This window comes from Hyalangium versicolor (assembly GCF_020103695.1).
Lineage (GTDB): Bacteria > Myxococcota > Myxococcia > Myxococcales > Myxococcaceae > Hyalangium > Hyalangium versicolor.
On record NZ_JAHXBF010000020.1, the window covers coordinates 214,392 to 233,490 of the forward strand.

General features: G+C 66.3%; 16 protein-coding genes. 5 read left to right on the forward strand and 11 right to left on the reverse strand.

Features of this window, described 5'->3' with window-relative positions:
- Positions 1-70 precede the first annotated feature (70 nt).
- The 11 genes from KY501_RS36180 to KY501_RS36230 form a co-directional block, all read right to left on the reverse strand.
- A complete protein-coding gene (locus KY501_RS36180) occupies positions 71-1,459 on the reverse strand; it encodes a hypothetical protein (RefSeq protein WP_224368428.1) in 1,389 nt (462 codons plus the stop codon).
- A gap of 163 nt (positions 1,460-1,622) precedes the next feature.
- Positions 1,623-2,300, reverse strand: a complete 678-nt coding sequence (locus tag KY501_RS36185) for a hypothetical protein (RefSeq protein ID WP_224368429.1) — start codon at positions 2,298-2,300, stop codon at positions 1,623-1,625.
- Positions 2,294-3,358, reverse strand: a complete 1,065-nt coding sequence (locus tag KY501_RS36190) for a pilus assembly protein (protein WP_224368430.1) — start codon at positions 3,356-3,358, stop codon at positions 2,294-2,296. The genes KY501_RS36185 and KY501_RS36190 overlap by 7 nt, the downstream gene beginning before the upstream one ends.
- The gene (locus tag KY501_RS36195) at positions 3,358-4,812 is read right to left on the reverse strand and encodes a Tad domain-containing protein (protein WP_255637103.1); all 1,455 of its coding nucleotides are present in this window, start codon (positions 4,810-4,812) and stop codon (positions 3,358-3,360) included. The genes KY501_RS36190 and KY501_RS36195 overlap by 1 nt, the downstream gene beginning before the upstream one ends.
- A gap of 26 nt (positions 4,813-4,838) precedes the next feature.
- Positions 4,839-5,552 carry a pilus assembly protein gene (locus KY501_RS36200; RefSeq protein WP_309243025.1) on the reverse strand — a complete coding sequence of 238 codons (714 nt, stop codon included), beginning with the start codon at positions 5,550-5,552 and terminating at the stop codon, positions 4,839-4,841.
- 192 nt (positions 5,553-5,744) lie between these two features.
- Positions 5,745-6,116: a hypothetical protein gene (locus KY501_RS36205; RefSeq protein WP_224368432.1), complete on the reverse strand. Its 372-nt coding sequence runs from the start codon at positions 6,114-6,116 to the stop codon at positions 5,745-5,747.
- A 19-nt stretch (positions 6,117-6,135) separates the two neighbouring features.
- Entirely contained in the window at positions 6,136-7,113 is a 978-nt protein-coding gene (locus KY501_RS36210; RefSeq protein ID WP_224368433.1) for a TerC/Alx family metal homeostasis membrane protein, read from the reverse strand.
- A 121-nt stretch (positions 7,114-7,234) separates the two neighbouring features.
- Positions 7,235-8,314 (reverse strand): chemotaxis-specific protein-glutamate methyltransferase CheB, encoded by a 1,080-nt coding sequence (gene cheB / locus KY501_RS36215; RefSeq protein ID WP_224368434.1) that lies wholly within the window; start codon positions 8,312-8,314, stop codon positions 7,235-7,237.
- Between the two features lie 241 nt (positions 8,315-8,555).
- On the reverse strand, positions 8,556-8,882 hold the full coding sequence (cutA, locus tag KY501_RS36220; RefSeq protein ID WP_224368435.1) for a divalent-cation tolerance protein CutA: 327 nt from the start codon (positions 8,880-8,882) through the stop codon (positions 8,556-8,558).
- 75 nt (positions 8,883-8,957) lie between these two features.
- The gene (locus tag KY501_RS36225; protein ID WP_224368436.1) at positions 8,958-9,911 is read right to left on the reverse strand and encodes an ATP-binding protein; all 954 of its coding nucleotides are present in this window, start codon (positions 9,909-9,911) and stop codon (positions 8,958-8,960) included.
- A 55-nt stretch (positions 9,912-9,966) separates the two neighbouring features.
- Entirely contained in the window at positions 9,967-10,608 is a 642-nt protein-coding gene (locus KY501_RS36230) for a hypothetical protein (RefSeq protein ID WP_224368437.1), read from the reverse strand.
- 280 nt (positions 10,609-10,888) lie between these two features.
- Between KY501_RS36230 and KY501_RS36235 the strand changes: the two genes are divergently transcribed.
- The 5 genes from KY501_RS36235 to cglE all read left to right on the forward strand — a co-directional run bounded on the left by KY501_RS36235 (position 10,889) and on the right by cglE (position 19,092).
- The gene (locus KY501_RS36235; RefSeq protein WP_224368438.1) at positions 10,889-14,482 is read left to right on the forward strand and encodes a tetratricopeptide repeat protein; all 3,594 of its coding nucleotides are present in this window, start codon (positions 10,889-10,891) and stop codon (positions 14,480-14,482) included.
- Complete coding sequence (gltE, locus tag KY501_RS36240) at positions 14,482-15,912, forward strand: adventurous gliding motility TPR repeat lipoprotein GltE (protein WP_373691679.1); 1,431 nt, start codon at positions 14,482-14,484, stop codon at positions 15,910-15,912. Before KY501_RS36235 ends, gltE begins: the two co-directional genes overlap by 1 nt.
- A 126-nt stretch (positions 15,913-16,038) precedes the next feature.
- Positions 16,039-16,305, forward strand: coding sequence for an adventurous gliding motility protein CglF (cglF, locus tag KY501_RS36245; protein ID WP_224368439.1), 267 nt, complete (start codon positions 16,039-16,041; stop codon positions 16,303-16,305).
- A 72-nt stretch (positions 16,306-16,377) separates the two neighbouring features.
- The gene (gene gltG / locus KY501_RS36250) at positions 16,378-18,345 is read left to right on the forward strand and encodes an adventurous gliding motility protein GltG (RefSeq protein WP_224368440.1); all 1,968 of its coding nucleotides are present in this window, start codon (positions 16,378-16,380) and stop codon (positions 18,343-18,345) included.
- 111 nt (positions 18,346-18,456) lie between these two features.
- Entirely contained in the window at positions 18,457-19,092 is a 636-nt protein-coding gene (cglE, locus tag KY501_RS36255; protein WP_224368441.1) for an adventurous gliding motility protein CglE, read from the forward strand.
- Positions 19,093-19,099: the final 7 nt, after the last annotated feature.

Genomic DNA, 19,099 nt, shown 5'->3' on the forward strand with positions numbered 1-19,099 from the left:
CAACTGGTATGACAAGCATACCAGTCCGCGCCAGCTCCGCCGCCCGAGGGGCTGCCCGTGCCTCGTGGTCCTACGGGTGATCCGAGATCACGATCGAGAAGGGGTACCGGGCCTCATCTCGCAGGTCCGGATCGTACGAGCCCGTGGGCAGGGCGGTCACGATGAGCGTCCGCTTCTGGTCTGCCGCGAACTTCAGCACCTGGGGACCTGAGGAGAGATCCAGCGTCTCTCCATCCGAGTCCGGCGTGAGTCCGGGCACGGCCTGCACGACGAAGCGGATCTTCAGGTTGGGCGGAGCCTCCAGGTTCACGTAGACGTTCTGCGGGGTGGACGATCCAGACGACAGCTCGATGTAGCTCGTGCCCAGCATCATCGGCGCCTTCTCGGTGATGCTGATCGTGCTGGGCTTCGCCTCCTGCTGGGCCGCCAGCGCCAGCTTCGCCGCCTTCAGGTTGTCCAGCCCGTCCTTGAAGTGGTGGAAGTGGCGATCATCCACGTGGTCGCCCGTGTACCAGCGCCAGCGGGAGAACTCGGGCACCGTCTGCACGTAGCTCGAGCCCTTGTCCGCCAGCATCGTGTCCAGCGCGTCCGCGAAGTCCGGCTCGTTGAGCGTCTGGTCGTTCTCCGCTCCGGGTGGGTTGCGCGACAGCAGCCACATCTGCGACAGGAACTGCGGCTGGCCCCCGAAGAAGCGATCCTTCAGGAAGAGCAGGTACATGGACGAGCCGTACATGTACCAGGTGTCGTACTTGTCATCCCGGTCGATGGCCCAGTCCGGGTTGGCCTGGAAGTCGTCGAAGTACGTCTTGATGTACCGGTTCGCGTACACCTGATCCGTGAAGACCGCGGACATCTCGAAGGTGTGCGGAGCCTCGTACCAGTCGTCCGCGGCCTGTGAGGCGTGCGCCATCTCGTGGACCACCGTCTCCTCGAGCTCGGGGCCGCCGTAGGGTCCCCACGGATCCACGATCATGTAGCCGCGCCGGTCATCCCACGGGGTGGAGTCATCCCCGGACAGCACGTCCACCAGGCAGCTGCGGTGCCCCTTCCACACGAACACGTCGAAGGCGTCATCCGGTCCGCACTCGCCCTTGTCGGTGATGGCCGGGCGCATGCCGAGCTGGTTCACGTGGTAGTCCCAGCCCTTCTCCACGTACGCGAGCACCTCCTGGGCCGTCTCCTTCTCGACCTCCTTGTAGTAGTGCACGAGCACCGGATGCGTGGTGGAGCGGATCGAGTACGGGAACATCTCGTTGAAGTCCGAGCGCCCGCAGATCGTCTCGCCCTCCGCCAGCGGGTGCTTGTAGTCGAGCGGATCAACCTTCTCGTCATCGTCCGAGCAGCCCGCGGCGGCGAGGCTCAGCCCGAGGCAGGTCAGCCAGGACAGGAGCGAGGACGCTCGCTTGCGGGGAGCCGGGCGCGAGGGGGGCTGCGGTGATGCGAGGGGGGAGAGAGCCAAAGACATTTTCTCTTTTCCTTTGAATCCGGCGCGTGGGGGAAGCGCTTTGCGCCAGCAGGCCATGCCTTGAGCAAGGCGTGTGCCTCTTATTCTCAGGAGGGAGCTTCGTGGGATCGGCCGTCTCGGGCTGCCGGTTGACGTGTCAGCGCGGCAGGGCGACGTGTCAGCGCGTGTCACCCGCGCCTGGAAGCGCGTCCGGAGTTGTCTTCAGGAAGACAACCACCTGCACCCAGCCGCCGTTCTGCGAGAGGGACACGCGGAGCTCCTGCTCCCTCCGGCGGAAGGTGAGGGGAGACTCTTCCTTGTACCCGGCGCGGGTAAGCTGCTCGCGGTACCAGTCCTGGATCTGGGCCTGCTTGCCGACCACCTGGTAGGCCAGGGTCTTCGCGCCCTCGAAGTCCCCCATGAGCGGTTTGCTGGCGCCGGGGTACACAGGCATCGATGAGGCGGCGGCTGGAGCCGGGGCGGTGGACTCGTTGAGCTTCGCCTCGCCGATCACCACCGTCGTCAGCCCTCCCGGCTCAGGCTCGAGAATGACGGTGTAGGCGATGAGGGTTTTCGTATCCAACGCGGTGAGGTGGGGCTGGGCGGCGAACTGCCGCTGCTGGCGCTGGATGTAGAAGCCGGCCTCGTCGAAGACGGTGGCGAAGTGCTGGAGCAACTGCTGCACCGACTTCCGGGAGGTATAGGCCTCGAGCCGGATGGGCATGCCGGCCACGCTCATGCGGCCGGGCACTTCCACCTTGGCCACCATGTCGGGCACTTCCCAGCGGAACGGCTGCGGGCCCTGTCCGGGCGTGCCGGCCAGCAGCAGTTGCACCGCGAGCACTGCGCTCAGCATTCCTGCTTGCCCAGGAAGCAGATGTTGGACGGGCGCCGGAACGGCTCGGGCTTGTGATCGGGGCCGCCCGTGTTGCGAGGCCGATCCATCTCGTCCAGGGCCTCGCCTTCGGGCGTGCTCTTCTCGACGTAGTCGTCCTCTTCTCCGCGGTAGCTCATGAAGAAGCCGTTCTCGTCGATGGGGCTGTATCCGGCGAAGAACTTCGCGAAGTCCGAGGCCGCATGGCCCGCGGCGCGCCCGTTGTTGTCGAAGACCTTCATGGCCGCGTAGTAGTAGGCCCGGTTCTGGCGGCAGGGCTGATCGGGCCGTTCGGGCTGCAGCGGGCAGTGATCGCTCACGTCGCGATCAGTGAAGCCGAAGTCTCCCAGGAGGATACCGTAGCGGCCCTGGCAGACACCGCCCGCCGCCCGGCCCACCGAGCACGCAGTCATGCTCAGCGGCAGCGAGTGCTTCTCCTTGAAGAAGCCCTGATTGCCCTCGAGGAAGCTGGTGGGCAGCGTGGGCAGTCCGTCGATGTGGGCGGTCGCGGAGCAGCTCACGCCACCTCGGTTCTCGTACACCCCATCCAGGGCGCTGTCCGTCGCCTCGCCCACGTCCTGTCCGCCGGGGGCCGCAGGCCAGTCTCCACCCCTTGGCTCCATCAGGGCCGGGCGCTGGGACCGAGGCAGATCGAACTCCACATCTGGATCCTCGTTGCACAGCGTCTCCAGGCGATCCATCCGGGTGAAGACCTGGGTGAAGTTGTCGATGGTGCTCCCGGAGGTGGAGGTGCGCCCGTCGAAGTCCTTGAAACGCGCGCGCGCGTTGGCCTGCGCCATGGGGGCGATGGCGGGAAACGCGGAGAAGTCGCCGATCTGATCCTCCTGGTGCTGCATCCGGTGCACCCGGAGCGCCGTGCTGTCCCAGAGTGGCGCCACGGCGGCCTCGGGGATCTTCAGCGCCAGGTAGCCCACCTCGGCGAAGTGGATGCCGTACATGACGACGGTGACGAACACCATCAGGCACAGCGCCAGCTCCACCACGGACTGGCCTCTCGCGCCTCGTCGGGAGAGTCGCATCAGTGCACCCCCTTGTAGCCCGCCTGGATCAGCGCCTGAAGGGCTCCGGCCCCCGGCTCGCCCACCGTGGTCACCATGTCCGTGCCTCCGCGAGCCAGGTCTCCACCGTTGTCGGTGTCCGCGGACACGAGCGTGGCGCGCCAGAACGGGTTCCAGAGGTTGGGCGCCTCGTTCCAGTGTCCGGGGCGGTGGTAGTAGGCCAGCCCCGTGCCCAGCGCGGACTGCACGCTGATGTCCGTTCCATTCCCCAGCACCCAGCCGCGGTTGTCGAACCCGCTGTTGCTGGTGGGCGTGAAGCGGAAGGTGAAGGTCAGCTCCCACGGATCGGTGTTCGTCCCGCGCTGCTTGTAGTCGCGCTGGGCGAGCGCGTAGATCTTCGGCTCGGCCCAGTTGTTGTCGGCCGAGTGGTCATCCGTGTTGTACGCCATGCCGCCAATGAAGGTGCTCGGGCAGTACTCGCGGGGCCAGCACGAGAGCAGCGTGTGCCGGTACTGCTTCTCCATGCCGACATCCTGATCTCCCAGCCGGGGAGTGGCGGGCGTCCACCAGTGGTTGTCGGTGTCGTCCTCCTTGTCGGTGGCCTTCACTCCCGCGGTGGCCATCACGGTGAAGGGGGCGCAGCCGGGGAACGTCACCTCCACCAGGGCGTGATCCTCGGCCCAGGTGAACCAGGGCGCATCAGCCCGGCCGCCGTGCCCCAGCGACTTGCCCCAGTACGCGCTGCCTCCGCCCTGCATCACGCGCAGGCGGCCTCCCGCCGCGCCCAGCGTCCCGAGGATGCCTCCCGTCGCGACCGCGGCGAGATCGGTCTGCCGGTGGGTGATGAACTCGTAGCCCCGGGTGGCCATGGCGTTGTCGATGGCGTAGCCGCCGCCCGTGGTGGCGTAGATGAGCTCGCTCACGGACACGGGCGTGGGCCCCGCGCGCAGCTCATTGGGGAAGCGGCTGCCCTTGCTGGCCATGGTCGCGAACTGCGCCACGAAGGATTTGGGGCCTCCGGAGACGGACTCCTGCAGGCGCTGGAACATCATGCCCTGCATGCTGCCCAGGTGGTTGCCCAGCAATTGGATGTTGTACGCCTGCACGCCCGCCTTCGCGTCCAGCTCGTGCCACTTCTCCTCGATCTGGTCGTTCGCCTCGTCCAGATCCTTCAGGGCGAAGGCGGCGGCGGGGCACCCGCTGGCGGCCATGCGCGCGGCGTTGACGTTGGCGCGCAGCATGCTCGTCCAACTGATGAGGCTCATCACCGAGGACATGGCCACCAGGCTGCCCGTCTGGGCCCGGCGCATGAGGGCAATGCTGTTGAAGGTGCGCGCGGTGGCCACCGCTCCGCTGTAGGCGGCCAGATCGGCGATGTTCTGGGCCTCCATCTTCTCGCGCGTCTTCATCGAGAACGACAGCGTGAGGCACACCATCAGCGTCACCAACAGCATGGTGAGGCAGAAGAGCACCATGGCTTGTCCGGAAGGGCGTCGGGGGCTCATAGTCCTTGAGGAGTGGGAGGGCAGTTCTGCTCCGTGAACTCCAGGGCTCGGGCAGGAGTCATCATTCTCATGGTGTAGGTGGCCTGGAGCGGGAAGACGTATTCCTTGCGGCCCGTGCGCGCGAGCAGCTCATCGCGGATGGCGCCTTCCCAGGTGACGGGGGCCGTTCCGGGCCTCCAGCGCGCACGGTGGACGGGCATGAGCGGATCCGCGTCCGAGTAGTCCATCATCCCCAGGTGGGCCAGGAACATCCGGGTCAGCACCCAGTTCGCGAAGGGGATGCGCATCGGGTACCAGAACACCATCCGCACCTCGAGCCGCATGACGTCGTCCAGGCCGGCGTAGCGGGCGGGATCGTCGAAGCTCTCCTCCTCGTCCGCGCGGATCTCCGCGCTCGTGGGGCGCTCGCGCACCAGCCACACGATGCTGCCGCTGTGGCCCGAGTCCCATCCCGGATTGAAGACGTTGTCACGGTGGACGCGGAACGCGCTCCCCAGCGCCCCCGCCGAGTCCGTGCGGGCGAACGAGGGCAGCAGCGTGGCAATGGCTGCGTGGGTCATCGCCTCGCAGTTGCCGTGCTTGACGCTGCCGGTGCGCACCGCGTGGAAGACGGCGTACTGCGTCAGGGAGCGGGCTTGCAGAAGGAGGAAGAGCTGCAGTGTCCCAAGGATGACGAAGACCGTCAGTGGAAGCGTTAACGCCGCTTCCACCGCTGCCTGACCCATCTCTGAATGGGAGCTGCGGGCCTTCTTTCCCGGCATGGCGGTCTAATAGCGCTTTTCTTGAGAAAACGACTCTCAGAGTCTCACGAACTGTACTGGATGTCCTCAGTTTTGTTGCCTGGAGTGCACTTTTCCAATGACCGAGTGTCGGCCAACCCCGCCATCTCTTTGGAGTGTTCCTCAGGGTAGCAGGCCCGGAACGGTTCCTCCTGGGGCCGCCTGGATGTGGTAGCGCACTGCAGGTGGGTAGGAGCCCCACACGGGCCCCGGAATGATGAAGGGGGCGCCGTAGCCCCAGCTTGGGGACTCGGGCCAGCCGAGGGAGTTCCCGCGCTCGGGCGGGTGGGCTCCCTCTTCGGGCTCGGCGGGAGCGAGCGGGGGCGCGTCGTCTCCCAGGACGATGCCTTCGGGGATCCGCTCCGGGTGGGCTTCGGGCCGCATGGCCTCCTCGATGCGCTCGCTTCCTTCGTCGCGCACCGGCCGAGGGCCCACGGCACAGGCCGCGAGCAGACTCGCGGTCAGCACTCCTGCGCGCTGGAGCCTGTGCCTCATGAGGCTCTTCATACCCGCATCAGGCCGTGACTTCACGGGGCGGGGCGGCATCGGGTCCCTTGGGCCCTTGCTTTTCGCGGCGCTGCCGGGCCCGTGCGCGGAGACTCGCGATCACCGCGGCGCCGATGCACACGATGATGACGCCGACCGAGACGAGCGGCGGCACATGCACCCAGGAGTCGGGGATGACCATCTTCAGTCCGGCGAAGGCCAGGACTCCGGCGAGCCCGTAGTGCAGGTAGCGCAGCTCCGAGATGATGTGGGCCAGCGCGATGTAGAGGGCCCGCAGGCCCAGGATGGCGAAGACGTTGGACGAGTAGACGATGAACGGCTGCTGGCTGACGGAGAGCGCTGCGGGCACTGAGTCCACGGCGAAGGCGATGTCGGTGAGTTCGATGGCCATGAGCGCCACGAGCAGGGGCGAGGCCAGGAGCCGTCCGTTGCGCCGGACGATGAAGTGCGAGCCATCCACCTCGGGGTGGACGGGGAGCCGGCGGGAGAACCACTCCACGAGGGTGCTCTTGCGCTCCTTCGTGGGACTCTCGAACGCCACGCGGATGGCGGTGACGAGCAGGACGGCACCAAAGACGTAGACCACGGGGTGCCAGTGCGAGATGGCCTCCACGCCGAGGAAGATGAAGATGCCGCGGAACACCAGCGCGCCGAAGATGCCCCAGAAGAGGACGCGCCGCTGCTCGTCCTCGGGGATGTTCAGGCTGCGGAAGATGACGAGGAAGATGAAGAGGTTGTCCAGGCTGAGGCTCTTCTCGATGAGCCACGCGCCCAGGTACTCGTGGGCGGCCTGGGAGCCATAGGAGCGCCAGACGAACACGCTGAAGCCCAGCCCCAGGGCGACCCAGCCGAGGCTCCACGCGATGGCGCTGCGCTTGGACTCGCCATGCTTGTGCCGGTGCACCAGCAGGTCGACCGCGAGCAGACCCAGGACGAGCACCCCGAAGGCGATCCACCCCGAGACTGGAACCTGGATCGTGTTCATCTCCCACCCATCCGCGTCCTGCGAGCCAGGACGATGGAGGGAAGGTATGCATGGGGGCACGCGCGCCTGTCTGCCTGCTCGCTCCTCGGAGGAGCAGCCAGCGCCCGGGTGCCCGGTGGGCTCAGCCGGTCATGTGCTCGGCGGAGAGCGTCTTGTTGACGCGGCGGACGATCTCCGCGCCCAGGCTCTTGAGGGGAACCACCTGGTGGGCGATCCCCGCCTGGAGGACGGACTGGGGCATGCTGCCCACCACGCACGTCAGTGGATCCTGGACCATGATCCGGCCACCGGCCTGGCTCACCACCTGGCAACCCTTGAGCCCGTCCTGCCCCATGCCTGTCATCACCACGGCCAGCACGCCGGCGCCGTAGGCGGCGGCAGCGGAGCGGAAGAGCACATCAGCTGCAGGGCGGCAGGAGTTCTCCATGGGGCCGCGGTGGGTGACGAGCTTCACCACGGGACCTTCTCGGGTGACGGCCAGATGGTAGTCGCCGGGAGCGACCCACACCTGTCCGGCCTTCAACTGCTCGCCGGCCAGAGCCTCGCGCACCTGAAGCGGAGAGAGCGAGTCCAGGCGCTCGGCAAAGAGCTTCGTGAAGACCGGGGGCATATGCTGGGCGATCAGCACGGGCACGGGGAAGTCGGCGGGTAGCGTGGCGATGACTTCGCTCAGCATGTTGGGCCCGCCGGTGGATGCGCCGATCACCACCACGCTGAGGCGGGGCTGCCGCTCGGGGGCCTTGGCCAACTCGTACCGCTTGCGCGGAGGAGGGAACTTCGGAGGCTCGGGCTGGATGCGCGAGTGCAGCTCCTTGATCTTGGTGACGAGCTGCTCGCGGGCCTGATCGAGGTGGGGGACTCCACCCGCGGCGGTGGGCTTGGTGATGTAGTCACTGGCGCCGTGGGCCAGCGCATCAAGGGTGAGGGTTCCGGTGCTCGCCGCGAGCGCGCTGAAGATGAGCACGGGCAGGCGAGGGAACTGCCGGCGCAGCGCCTTGAGCACGTCCAGTCCGCTCATGTCCTGGAGGGACAACTCGAGGACGACGATCTCCGGGCGCAGGTGCTCCACCTGCTCCAGCGCCTGTTTACCGGTGGGAGCCGTGGCCACCACCTCGAGCGTGGGATCGGATCCCAGCATGTGAGAGAGCTCCCTCCGGGCGACTGCGGAGCTGTCCGCCACGAGGATTCGGATGGGAGGCATGAAAAGGGGGCGACAGGCGGAGGAGGTTAGGCGGCAAATTCCAGCCTAGCGCGACTCCGCACCCTCAGAGAACCCAGGAGGAGTGTATGAGTGGCTTCCATCAACGGTCTGCGGCGCAGACCAACCTCGCGAGTCACCCATGACCCGGCCTGTCCTGTGGGTTCAGGGGACTTCGGGAGGGGTTCGGCCCTAACTGGTTAGGGTCGAACCCCCCTTTTTAACTGAGCGAGGGTCATCTGAGTCAGGGGGAGGGCCGGACGTTGTCGCGGATCCACTCGAGATAGGGCAGATGGCCGGCAGCCACGTCGAGCCTCAGCACCTCGGGGACCTGATACGGGTGCAGGGCGACGATGCGCTCGCGAAGCGCCTCGAAGAGAGGGGCGCGCGTCTTGAGGATGAGCAGCGCCTCGGGCTCATCGTGGATCTTCCCCTCCCAGCGGTAGATGGAGCGCAGGGCGGGCAGCACGTTGCCGCAAGCGGCCAGTTGCTCCTCGACGAGCGTCCGAGCCAGCTCCGCGGCCTTCTCGGCCGACGGGGTGGTGACGAGGACGACGATGGCATCGGTCATGTTCAAGCCTCGGGGCAGGGGAGCGAAGCTCCCGCCATACCGGGCCTGCCGTGGACTGGGAAGAGGACAGCAGCCTCAGCGGTGCGCGCGCATCTTCGCGGGGGCGTGGTGCCCTCGGGGCTCCAACTCGTGCCGCGTGCGCCGGTGATCCGGTGTGTCCTTGGGCAGCTCCACGAAGGTGCACATCTCGCAGAGCCGGCTGTAGATGCGCTCTCCCACGCGCTCGCGCAGCAACTCCTCGGCGCGCAGCGCGCTCTTCGCGTCCTCGGTGGAGTGGTAGCCGCTCACCGCGCGGGTCGCCTTGCGCTCCGGCTCCAGCGAGTAGTTCGTCGCGAACAGGGTGGTGCGGTTGGCGTTGTAGCGCCGGGCGATCAGCTCATCGAGCGTCTCCATCTCGAACTGGCTGCCGCGCCCCTTGCCCAACTCGTCGATGGCCAGCACCTCCACCTCGGACAGCGGACCGATGATCTCCCCGCCGCTCTTGCCCTCCTGGAAGCCGCGCCGGATGGTGGCGTAGAGCAGAGAGATCTCCACGTAGCGGGTCGCCACGCCCACCTCGAGCACCAGGTGCGCGAGCGTGGCGCCCAGCAGGTGCGTCTTGCCCGTGCCCACCGGTCCGCTCAGCACGAAGCCCTTGTTGGGACCCTTCTTGTCGTAGTGGTGGGCGAAGTGCAGCGCCGCGTTGCGCGCCTTGTCCTGCTGCGTCTTCGCGGGGACATAGTTGTCGAACGTGGCATGGGCCACCACGCCGGGCAGGCCCACCTCATTGAACCGGGCCACCCGCTTCACCCTCAGCGTGCACGCGCACGGAGCCAGCACCTCGTACTTGCGCGGGCCCACCTTCGTACTGAAGGTCGCCTCCTGCTCGACGAGGAGGTGCCCTCGTCCGCCACACACCTTGCACTCCACCGAGCACTCACAGATGCGCGCATGCGCGCGATCTCCCTGCCGCTCGATGAGGTACGTCCGACCCCCGCACACGCCACACGCTCCGCCACTGCCCTTGGTCCCCATGTCGGCGCGATCCATAGCAGTCCCCCCGCCAGACGACTTGCTGAGCAGACGTTCAGGTGTCCCCATCGGGCTAAACCTCTTTCATCTCGAGCGCGCGGCGCAGGAGCGCCAGCAACCGGAAGCGCCGCCCCACCATGCGTGATCGCGAGGACATCCCCTGGCTCTCGGAGGCACCCCGGGCCGAGCGCCACAGCGACAGCCGCTCGGAGAAGGGCAGGGCGCGCAGCAGCGCCAGGAACACGAACCCCTCCTGATCGTCCAACTGCGCCGGCTCAGCGGGCGGGGTGCCGAGCACTGCCTCCAGCAGCCGCCCTACCCGAGGCATCAACTCCGGACGGCGCTCGCCCAGCCGCTCCAGGGCAGTCCGCAGCTTCGCGTGACGGCTCTCCTCCCACGTCATCGCACGCCGCTTCCGGGGCTGCTCGCCCTCGCCCGCGCTGCGCTCGCGGTACTTCTTGATCTCGGACTCCACCTGCCGCTGGCAGGCCCGAAGGCTGCGCAGCACCGGCTCTCCGGGCCGGGCGTCCCACAGCGCCTTCTCCGCCGAGCGCTGGATCCCCCGGGCCACCACCTCGAAGGGAACGCCCTCTCGGGCCCAGGACGTCAGAAGCTCGGTGTCCAATGCGGAGAGCATCAGCCCCGCTCCGCGCACGGCAAGAAAGTAGTCCTGCACCAGTTCCTCGAAACTGGCGCCTTCGGGCAAGAGACTCATGATCGGGTTCGCATCGCAGGGTAGAGCAGGCAGACGGACAAGCGCTACCCCACCCATAACCTCCCAGGCCGACATGGCAGCCAACCCAACGCGTTCCAAACAGCGTTTCTGGAAGTTTTCCGGCCAGCTTTCCCCCACCCCGGCGGCCGAGCAGGTTCAGTTGACCGCCCTTGCAGCCTCTGGGCATAGTGACGGCCCTCGAATGGAAATTCCTAAAGAGTCCCGGCCACTTGCCCGGCAAGCAAGCGTCCGGGACTACACGTTCCGGGATAGGAGAGACATGCGTCGCTCGCTCCTCGTAGGCCTGCTCCTGCTGGCCTCGGTCGCGTCTGCCCAGGGGAAGAAGAACCCGCGTGAGGCCGACCTGGGCAAGAAGTCGGCCACCACCATTGACAAGTCACTCGCCGGCGACATCTCCCGTAAAAAGGAGAAAGAGGCGGATGCGCCCGCCTTGCAGTACGACCAGTTCCGACTGGGCGTGGAGCTGCAGGTGGCCTCCAAGCGGCGCGAGCAGATCGAGTCGCTGAAGAAGATCATTGATCTGTCGCCCGACCAGACCGAGGCGCCCAGCCTGTTGTTCCGCCTGGGCGAGCTCTACTGGGAAGAGTCCAAGTTCTACGAGTTCGAGGCGAACCGGAAGGACGACGATCTCATCAAGGCCATGAACCGCAACGACGCTGCGGCCCAGCAGCGGGCCAAGGCGGAGAAGGCGGAGCTGCTCGGCAAGGCCAAGGAGTACGGCAAGCTGGCCATGGCGCAGTACACGAAGATCGTCCAGGAGTACCCGAACTTCGATCGCAGCGACGAGGTGCTCTTCTTCCTCGGCCAGTTCCTCATGGAGGACGGCCAGGACAAGAAGGCCCTCGTTGTCTACGAGCGCCTGGTGAAGAAGTTCTCGAAGTCCAAGTTCGTTCCGGACGCGTGGCTGGCCTTCGGCGAGTACTACTTCAACAACTCCAAGGGGAAGCGCCCCGAGCTGGAGCGCGCCCTCGAGGCCTATAAGCGCGCCGCCGAGTACACCGACAGCCAGGTGTACGCGTACGCCCTGTACAAGCAGGGTTGGTGCTACTTCAACATGGCGGACTACCCGGCCGCCAAGGACAAGTTCAAGACGGTGGTGCTCTACGGCGAGCTGGCCGGCGCCGCGGCGGACAAGGACGGCGGCAAGAGCGCCAAGGGTGGCAAGAGCGGCCTGGCCAAGGAGGCCCGCACCGACTACGTGCGCACCTACGCGCGCGACGGTGACGTGATGCAGGCCCGGGACGACTTCAGCAAGGTCGCCACCAAGCCCGAGGACCGCTTCGCGATGATGAAGCAGCTGGCCAACCTCTACTACGGCGACGGTAAGGACCGTGAGGCGGCCATCACCTTCAACTCGCTCATCAAGGAGAAGCCGCTGTCGCCCGAGTCTCCGGGCTTCCAGGCGAAGATCGTCGACTGCGTGCTGCGCATGGGCAACAAGGAGCGCACCGTGGCCCAGGTGCGCCGCCTGGTGAAGATCACCAAGGAAGTGGAGGCCTCCGGCATCGTCAAGGAGGACAAGGACAAGAAGCTGCTCGAGGAGGCCAACGAGCTGGCCGAGCGCACCCTGTCCAACCTCGCCGTCACCTGGCACAACGAGGCGCGCAAGACGCGTGACGAGGAGACGTTCAAGTACGCCGACAGCATCTACGGCGACTACCTCACGCTCTTCCCGGAGAACCCGAAGGCGTACGACATGCGCTTCTTCTGGGCGGAGCTCCTCAACGACAACCTGAACAACTACGAGAAGGCCGCCGTCAACTACACCCTGGTCGTCCTCCAGGACGCCAAGGTGCTGGACGCCAAGGATGAGAAGGGCAACCCCAAGCCCGGCAAGCCCGGCAAGTGGCTGACCAACGCCTCCTACAACGCGGTGCTGGCCTATGACGAAGTCGTCAAGGCCGCCGAGGAGAAGGGCACCCTCAAGGCGCCGGACAGCACGGACATCAAGAAGAAGGCGACCATCGTCGAGCCGAAGAAGGGCCTGCTCGAGGCGTGCGAGCGCTACCTGAAGTACCTGCCCAAGGGCGAGAAGCGGGTGGAGATCGCCTTCAAGGCCGCCAACATCTACTACCGCTACAACCACTTCGACGAGGCGGTGAAGCGCTTCAGCGAGATCGCCCTCAACTACCCGGACTTCAAGTTCGAGAACGGCGATCGCGCCGGCGAGGTGTCCGCCAACCTGGTGCTCGACTCGTACAACCTCCTCAAGGACTACGAGAAGGTGAACGAGTGGGCGCGCAAGTTCTACGCGAATGACAAGCTGGCGGTGGGCAAATTCCGCGAGGACCTGTCCAAGCTCATCGAGCAGTCCTCGTTCGCCCTGGTGGCACAGCTCGAGGAGAAGAAGCAGTTCAGCAAGGCCGCCGAGGCCTACCTGAACTTCGTGAAGGACTTCCCGCAGACGAACATCGCGGACCAGGCGCTCTACAACGCGTCGGTGGACTACTTCAAAGGCAAGCAGCTGGACAAGGCCATCGAGGTCCGCCAGAGCTTGATCTCCAAGTACCCGCGCTCGCGCTTCGTGCCGGACTCCATCTACGCCAACGCCGAGGCGCAGGAGGCCATTGGTGACTTCGAGCAGGCCTCCAGCACCTTCGAGCTGTACGTGAAGGGCTACGAGCGCAGCCTGAACGAGAAGGGCGCGCCCAAGCCCGGCAAGTCCAAATCCAAGCAGGCGAAGAAGGGCAAGGACGACGGCGGCGACGAGAAGAAGGAAGAGAAGCAGAAGTGGGAGGAGCCCAAGGCCCAGATCGCGCTCTTCAACGCCGCCACCTACCGCGAGGGTCTCGGCCAGTACAAGCAGGCCCTGAAGAACCGCGAGCACTACCTGGAGCTGTGGCCCAAGACGAAGGACGCCGAGCAGATCTACCTGTCCATCGTCTCGCTCTACGAGAAGAGCGGCGCGTACGGCAAGGCGATGAAGATGCTGGAGGAGTACGAGAAGGACAACCTCCGCTCGCCCAGCAAGGTGCTCACCGCCGAGGGCCGCATCGTCGACATCTTCGAGAACAAGCTGAAGAAGCCTCGCGACACCGCCCGCCTCTACAACCGCATCTACGAGTACTTCGACAAGCTGCCCAAGCGCACGCAGAAGGACCTGGAGAAGACGGCCATTGCGCCGGCGGCCCAGGCGCAGTTCCTCAGCGTGGACCCGGACTGGCGCGAGTATCTGCGCGTCAAGCTGACGTGGGGCCGCCCCGCGGACCCGAAGAAGCTCAAGGACTCCATCCTCGAGAAGAAGCGCGCGCTGGACGTGGTGCAGAAGAAGTACATCCAGACGGTGTCCTACGGTGCCCCGCAGCCCGCCATCTGCGCGCTGCACCGCATCGGCATGGCCTACCACGAGTTCAGCGACAAGCTGATCAACGTGCCCATGCCGCCCGGCGTGGACGCGGAGACGGAGCAGGCCATCCGCGACGAGTTCAGCAAGCAGGCCGAGCCCCTCAAGCAGCAGGCCACCGAGGCCTTCGCCAGCGCCGTGACGAAGAGCCGCGAGCTGGACTTCTTCAGCGACTGCACCAAGGAGAGCCTGAAGATGCTGCGCACCACGTACGCCCCGGAGCAGTTCCCGGAGGTGCACGAGGAGAAGGTCGCGCTCAAGAAGGGCGCGGACGTGGCGCTCGGCCTGGATGTGCTCGTGGCCATCCAGGATGTGCCGCCGCCCGCGGTGCAGGAAGAGGGCACCGCGCAGGCCAAGGCGGAGGAGGTCCAGGAGGACATCGCCGACCTGGCCAAGAAGCTGCGTGAACAGACTGCCACCGACGTGAGCGCTCGCCCGGCGACGGCTCAGGACGGTACCAATCCCAAGAAGGCGTCCAACGACGATCAGGAGCCGGAGGACTTCCTCTAATGATGAACCCCACTCGACTGCTCCGGGGTGCCTTGGGGCTGGTGGCCGCTGGGCTGCTGGCTTCCGGCTGCACCTCGTCCACCGCCGCGGGCCCCACCGGCCCGAAGACGGTCCAGCCTGCCCCGCAGAAGAAGCCCGACGAGCCGGTATCCATCTCCAACCGCGCCAAGCTCCTCTTCGAGGACGCGGTGAAGGCGATGGACGCCCAGAAGAAGAGCAAGGCTGTCGACTTCCCGTCTCTGGAGCGCAAGTTCAAGGCCGCCCTCGAGGCGGACCCGAACCTCGCCGAGGCCGACTACAACCTGGGGGTGCTCGCCGAGCGCCAGGGCAAGAAGGACGAGGCCAAGGGCTGGTACCAGTCCGCGCTGAAGAAGAAGCCCTCGCTGCGCCAGGCCTCCGAGAATCTGGCCGTCATGTCGCAGAACGGCGGAGACATTCCCGCCGCCGTGGCGCTGTACCAGGACGTGCTCAAGCGCTACCCGGACGACGCGGCCAGCCGCGCGCGCCTGGCGGAGATCTACCGGCAGACTGGAGACCACGACAAGGCGATGGGTTTCGCCCGCGCGGCGCTCATGCGCGATCCACAGTCCACCACGGCCCTCAAGGTGATGATGAGGAGCTACCTGGATCGCAAGCAGCTCGCCATGGCGAAGCTGGTGGCCCTGCGCGCCATGAAGATCGACGACAACGATCCCGAGCTGCACCACACCGTCGGCCTGCTGCTCCAGCAGGAGGGCGATGCGGACGGAGCGATGCTCGAGTTCAAGCGCGCGCTCGAGGTTCGCAGTGACTACCTGCCCGCGCACATCCTCCTGGCGCAGATGTCGCTGGAGGCCGAGGACTACCCCGGTGCCGAGGATCACCTGCGGAAGATCCTCCAGGCCGGCAGCAACAACGCCGCGGCTCACCTGAACCTGGGTGTGGCCTACAAGGGCCAGGGGCAGATGGACAAGGCCATGCAGGAGTACGACGAGGCGGAGAAGCTCGATCCGAACATGGCCGCCATCTACCTGAATCGCGCCATCATCCTGCACCGGGCCAAGGACGCTCCCGAGCGCGCCATCGAGCTGTACAAGAAGTACATCGGCATGGCGGGCGGAGATGTGGCGCTCAGCGCCGAGGCCCCCGTCTTCGGGCTGATGCGTGAGGCCGAGGCCGTCGTCCAGGCCAAATCGGACGCCAAGCGCGCCGAGGATCAGGCCAAGCAGATGGAGGCGCTCCAGAAGCAGCAGCAGGAGGAGCTCAAGAAGAACGAGGGCTCGAAGCCGGCGGGTGGAGCAGCGGCTCCCGCGGGCAATGGTGCCGCCGCGCCCGAGGATCCCACCGGCGATCTGCCGCCTCCGGACTCCGGCGCTCCGGCTCAGAAGAACGCCCCGGCGCAGAAGAATCCAGCCAAGGCGGATCCGAACGAGCCGACGGACGAGTTCTAGTCATCAGTCCGCGGTGTGGGAGCGGCTCGGGGGTAGCGGGGCCGCTCTCAATGATGCGAATCTAGGAAACCTGATTTACTGGAAGTGGTGGACGAGCGGGGCCTTCTGGCCCGCGAGGAGATGGTGATGCGGAACCTCTTGATGGTGTGCGTGATGCTGACGGTGGCCCCGGCCTTTGCGCAGGATGAGGCCAAGGGTGGTGGGGGAGGCGAGGGCAATGTGCGCTACAACAAGACGCAGACCATCGACTTCGAGGACGACACCATCGAGGGCGACCTCACCAAGCCGGATGGCGAGTACGTGGAGGCGCGCAAGAAGGTGAAGCACTCCAACCTCATCCGTGTCCGCGAGGACTTCCAGGACAAGGTGATGCAGTCGGTGGGCGAGCTGTAGGCCGGAAAATTCGCGGAACCTTCCGCCACGCACGCTGTCAGTCATCACGGGAAAGTCTACCGGGAGCCGTAAATGGCCGTTCCTCTGACACTCAAGGTCTTCAAGGGCGAGAGCCTTGTCAGCTCGAAGGATTTCGAGCGCGACATCATCAAGATTGGTCGTCTGTCCTCGGCGCACCTGTGCCTGGATGACGAGAAGGTCAGCCGCATCCACTCCGTCATCGAGGTGTCTCCCGACGGCTCTCTGTCGATCATCGACATGGGCAGCGTCGAGGGCACGTACGTCAACGGCAAGCGCGTCAACAAGGGCAAGGTCACCTTTGGGGACGAGATCCGCGTGGGCGGCACCACCATCAAGCTGGAGAACCCGGCCGCCGTGGCCGCGGTGAACCTGGCCGCCGCCGTGTCCAGCACGGACGTGACGACGAAGATCCAGCTGCCCGCGAGCGATGCGCCGGTGGCCGCGCAATTGGCGCAGGCCGCCGCGGCGCCGGTGCTGCCTCCCGCTCCGGTGACGGCTCCCTCCGCACCTGCCGCTCCGGTGGCCGTGGCCGCTGCCGCTGCCGCTCCGGCGATGGATCCCTCCTTCGCATCCACCGAGCAGAACGCGGTGGTGGCGCCGGTGGCCGAGGCTCCCGTCGAGGAGGCTCCTCGCGTGCGCACGGTGCGCCGCTCGAAGGACAGCGGCCCGCTGGGCGCGTCGGTGCGCTTCATGTGGGGCGACCAGCGCGTGGGCGAGTTCTTCCTGGCCCCGGGCAAGAAGGGCTCGCTCACGGCGGGCAGCGCCGCGGGCGTGGACTTCGTCATGGGCGACGCGAAGCTGGGCAGCCCGCGCATGGAGGTGGCGCGCACGGATGGCCAGGCCTTCACTGTCTGTTTCAACGGGAAGATGAAGGGCGAGCTCATCCGCAAGGGCGAGACGCTCGAGCTCAACACCGTCATCGAGTCCGGCAAGGCCAACAGCGACGGCGGGGCCTACTCGCTGACGCTGGAGACCGAGGACTTCTTCTGGGTGGACCTGGGCGGCGTGACGATGGAGGTCGTCTTCCAGCCGACGCCCAAGCGCGTGTACGTGCCGCTGGCGGACTCGGTGGACTACCGGGTGCTCAACATCTTCCTGATGATGTTCTTCGCGGGGACGATGTTCGTCATCAGCGCGATGAACCGCAGCGGCGACGATGAGTTCGCCGACGAGCTGAACGGCACCGACTCGCGCCTGGCCAAGCTGATCATCAAGCCGCCCGAGACGCAGAAGAACAAGTTCCTGGAGCAGCTCAACCAGCAGAAGGAGAAGAAGAAGGCGGGTGAGCAGGCGGCCAAGCAGCGCAATGAAGAAGGGCAGATGGGCAAGAAGGACAACACGCCCAAGACGCAGAACCGCACCGCGCCGCAGGGCCAGAAGGACAAGAAGGACGAGGCTCGCGCCCTGACGCAGAAGATCTTCGGCGGCGGCAAGGGTGGCGTCTCCACCATCTTCGGCAGCGCGGGCCTGGGCGGCGAGCTCAAGAGCGCCATGGGCAACATGTTCGGCGCCAAGGTGGGCAACTCGGGTGGCTTCGGCGGCCTGGGCATCAAGGGCAGCGGCGGCGGCGGTGGCGGCACGGGTGACACCATCGGCATCGGCGGCATCGGCACCAAGGGCCGTGGCGGCGGCACCAGCGCCTACGGCTCGGGAGTGGGCGTGCTCGGCGGCAAGCAGAGTGTGGACGTGGGCATCACCTCGTCCGAGCCCATGGTCATGGGCTCTCTGGACAAGGAGCTCATCCGCCAGGTCATCCAGCGCAACCGCAGCCAGATCCGGTTCTGCTACGAGAGCCAGCTGACCAAGTACCCGAAGCTGAACGGTAAGGTGGCCGTCAAGTTCGTCATCAACGCCGAGGGCAAGGTGGTCTCCTCCGAGGTGGCCCAGTCCTCCGCGGGCAATGCCGAACTGGAGAGCTGCGTGGCCGGTCGCGTGCGCACCTGGCAGTTCCCCAAGCCCAAGGGCGGTGGCGTGGTGATCGTCACCTATCCGTTCATCTTCAAGGCTTCCGGCGAGTAACGCGGGGCGGATGAAAAATTGTAGTAAGGCAGCGGGCGGGCTCGGCATCGGGTCCGCCCGCGTCGCTTTTTAGGCGCCATCCCCGTTTGGCGCGATAACGTGAAGAACTGCATGAAAGCTCTTGCGTCCCTTGCCTTGTTCAGCGTGCTCGCCGTGCCGACGCTGGCGCGTGCTCAGACTTCCTCCAAGACGGCCAACCCGGTGAAGGATCGGCCCGCCGAGACGTTCGACGAGATCGAGCGCGGCCTGTACTTCTCCGTGCAGGGCGGGCCTTCGTTCCTTGTCAATGCTCCCGCGGATACAGGCCCGCGGCCCTTCTCCACGGGGCAGGGCGCCCAAATAGAGGTGGGCATCGACATTGGCGAGCGCCTGTCGCTGGGCTTGTTCGTGCTGGGTACCCAGAACCGGGCCGGCTCGGACTACGTCGGCAACTCGGGCGGCGCGGCCTCTGGAGACTTCTCCACGCTGGTGCCGGGCGTGACGCTGAGGGCTCACCTGGTGGGCTTCCCGGACAGCCAGGACGTCAATCGGACCTTCATCTATGCGCGAGTGGGCGCGGGCTACGCGCTCTTCTCGCCCAAACTGCTCCTTCCGGACTCCGACATTCTGGTGTTCGCCGGGCCGGGAGTGGAGTACTACACGCGTTTGCGCCACTTCTCGGTGGGCTTCGAGGTGACAGGTAGCTACCTGGTCTCCTCGGGAACAGTTGGGTTCGCGCTCATGCCGAGCCTCAAGTACGCGTTTTAGCGGGAGA

What these genes read in the sequence shown, in the direction of transcription:
- KY501_RS36185 (WP_224368429.1), bottom strand. Translation starts at nt 2,300, where the DNA reads ATGCTGAGCGCAGTGCTCGCGGTGCAACTGCTGCTGGCCGGCACGCCC.
- KY501_RS36190 (WP_224368430.1), bottom strand. Translation starts at nt 3,358, where the DNA reads ATGCGACTCTCCCGACGAGGCGCGAGAGGCCAGTCCGTGGTGGAGCTG.
- KY501_RS36195 (WP_255637103.1), bottom strand. Translation starts at nt 4,812, where the DNA reads ATGGTGCTCTTCTGCCTCACCATGCTGTTGGTGACGCTGATGGTGTGC.
- KY501_RS36205 (WP_224368432.1), bottom strand. Translation starts at nt 6,116, where the DNA reads ATGAGGCACAGGCTCCAGCGCGCAGGAGTGCTGACCGCGAGTCTGCTC.
- KY501_RS36210 (WP_224368433.1), bottom strand. Translation starts at nt 7,113, where the DNA reads ATGAACACGATCCAGGTTCCAGTCTCGGGGTGGATCGCCTTCGGGGTG.
- cheB (WP_224368434.1), bottom strand. Translation starts at nt 8,314, where the DNA reads ATGCCTCCCATCCGAATCCTCGTGGCGGACAGCTCCGCAGTCGCCCGG.
- cutA (WP_224368435.1), bottom strand. Translation starts at nt 8,882, where the DNA reads ATGACCGATGCCATCGTCGTCCTCGTCACCACCCCGTCGGCCGAGAAG.
- KY501_RS36225 (WP_224368436.1), bottom strand. Translation starts at nt 9,911, where the DNA reads ATGGATCGCGCCGACATGGGGACCAAGGGCAGTGGCGGAGCGTGTGGC.
- KY501_RS36230 (WP_224368437.1), bottom strand. Translation starts at nt 10,608, where the DNA reads ATGAGTCTCTTGCCCGAAGGCGCCAGTTTCGAGGAACTGGTGCAGGAC.
- KY501_RS36235 (WP_224368438.1), top strand. Translation starts at nt 10,889, where the DNA reads ATGCGTCGCTCGCTCCTCGTAGGCCTGCTCCTGCTGGCCTCGGTCGCG.
- gltE (WP_373691679.1), top strand. Translation starts at nt 14,482, where the DNA reads ATGATGAACCCCACTCGACTGCTCCGGGGTGCCTTGGGGCTGGTGGCC.
- cglF (WP_224368439.1), top strand. Translation starts at nt 16,039, where the DNA reads ATGCGGAACCTCTTGATGGTGTGCGTGATGCTGACGGTGGCCCCGGCC.
- gltG (WP_224368440.1), top strand. Translation starts at nt 16,378, where the DNA reads ATGGCCGTTCCTCTGACACTCAAGGTCTTCAAGGGCGAGAGCCTTGTC.
- cglE (WP_224368441.1), top strand. Translation starts at nt 18,457, where the DNA reads ATGAAAGCTCTTGCGTCCCTTGCCTTGTTCAGCGTGCTCGCCGTGCCG.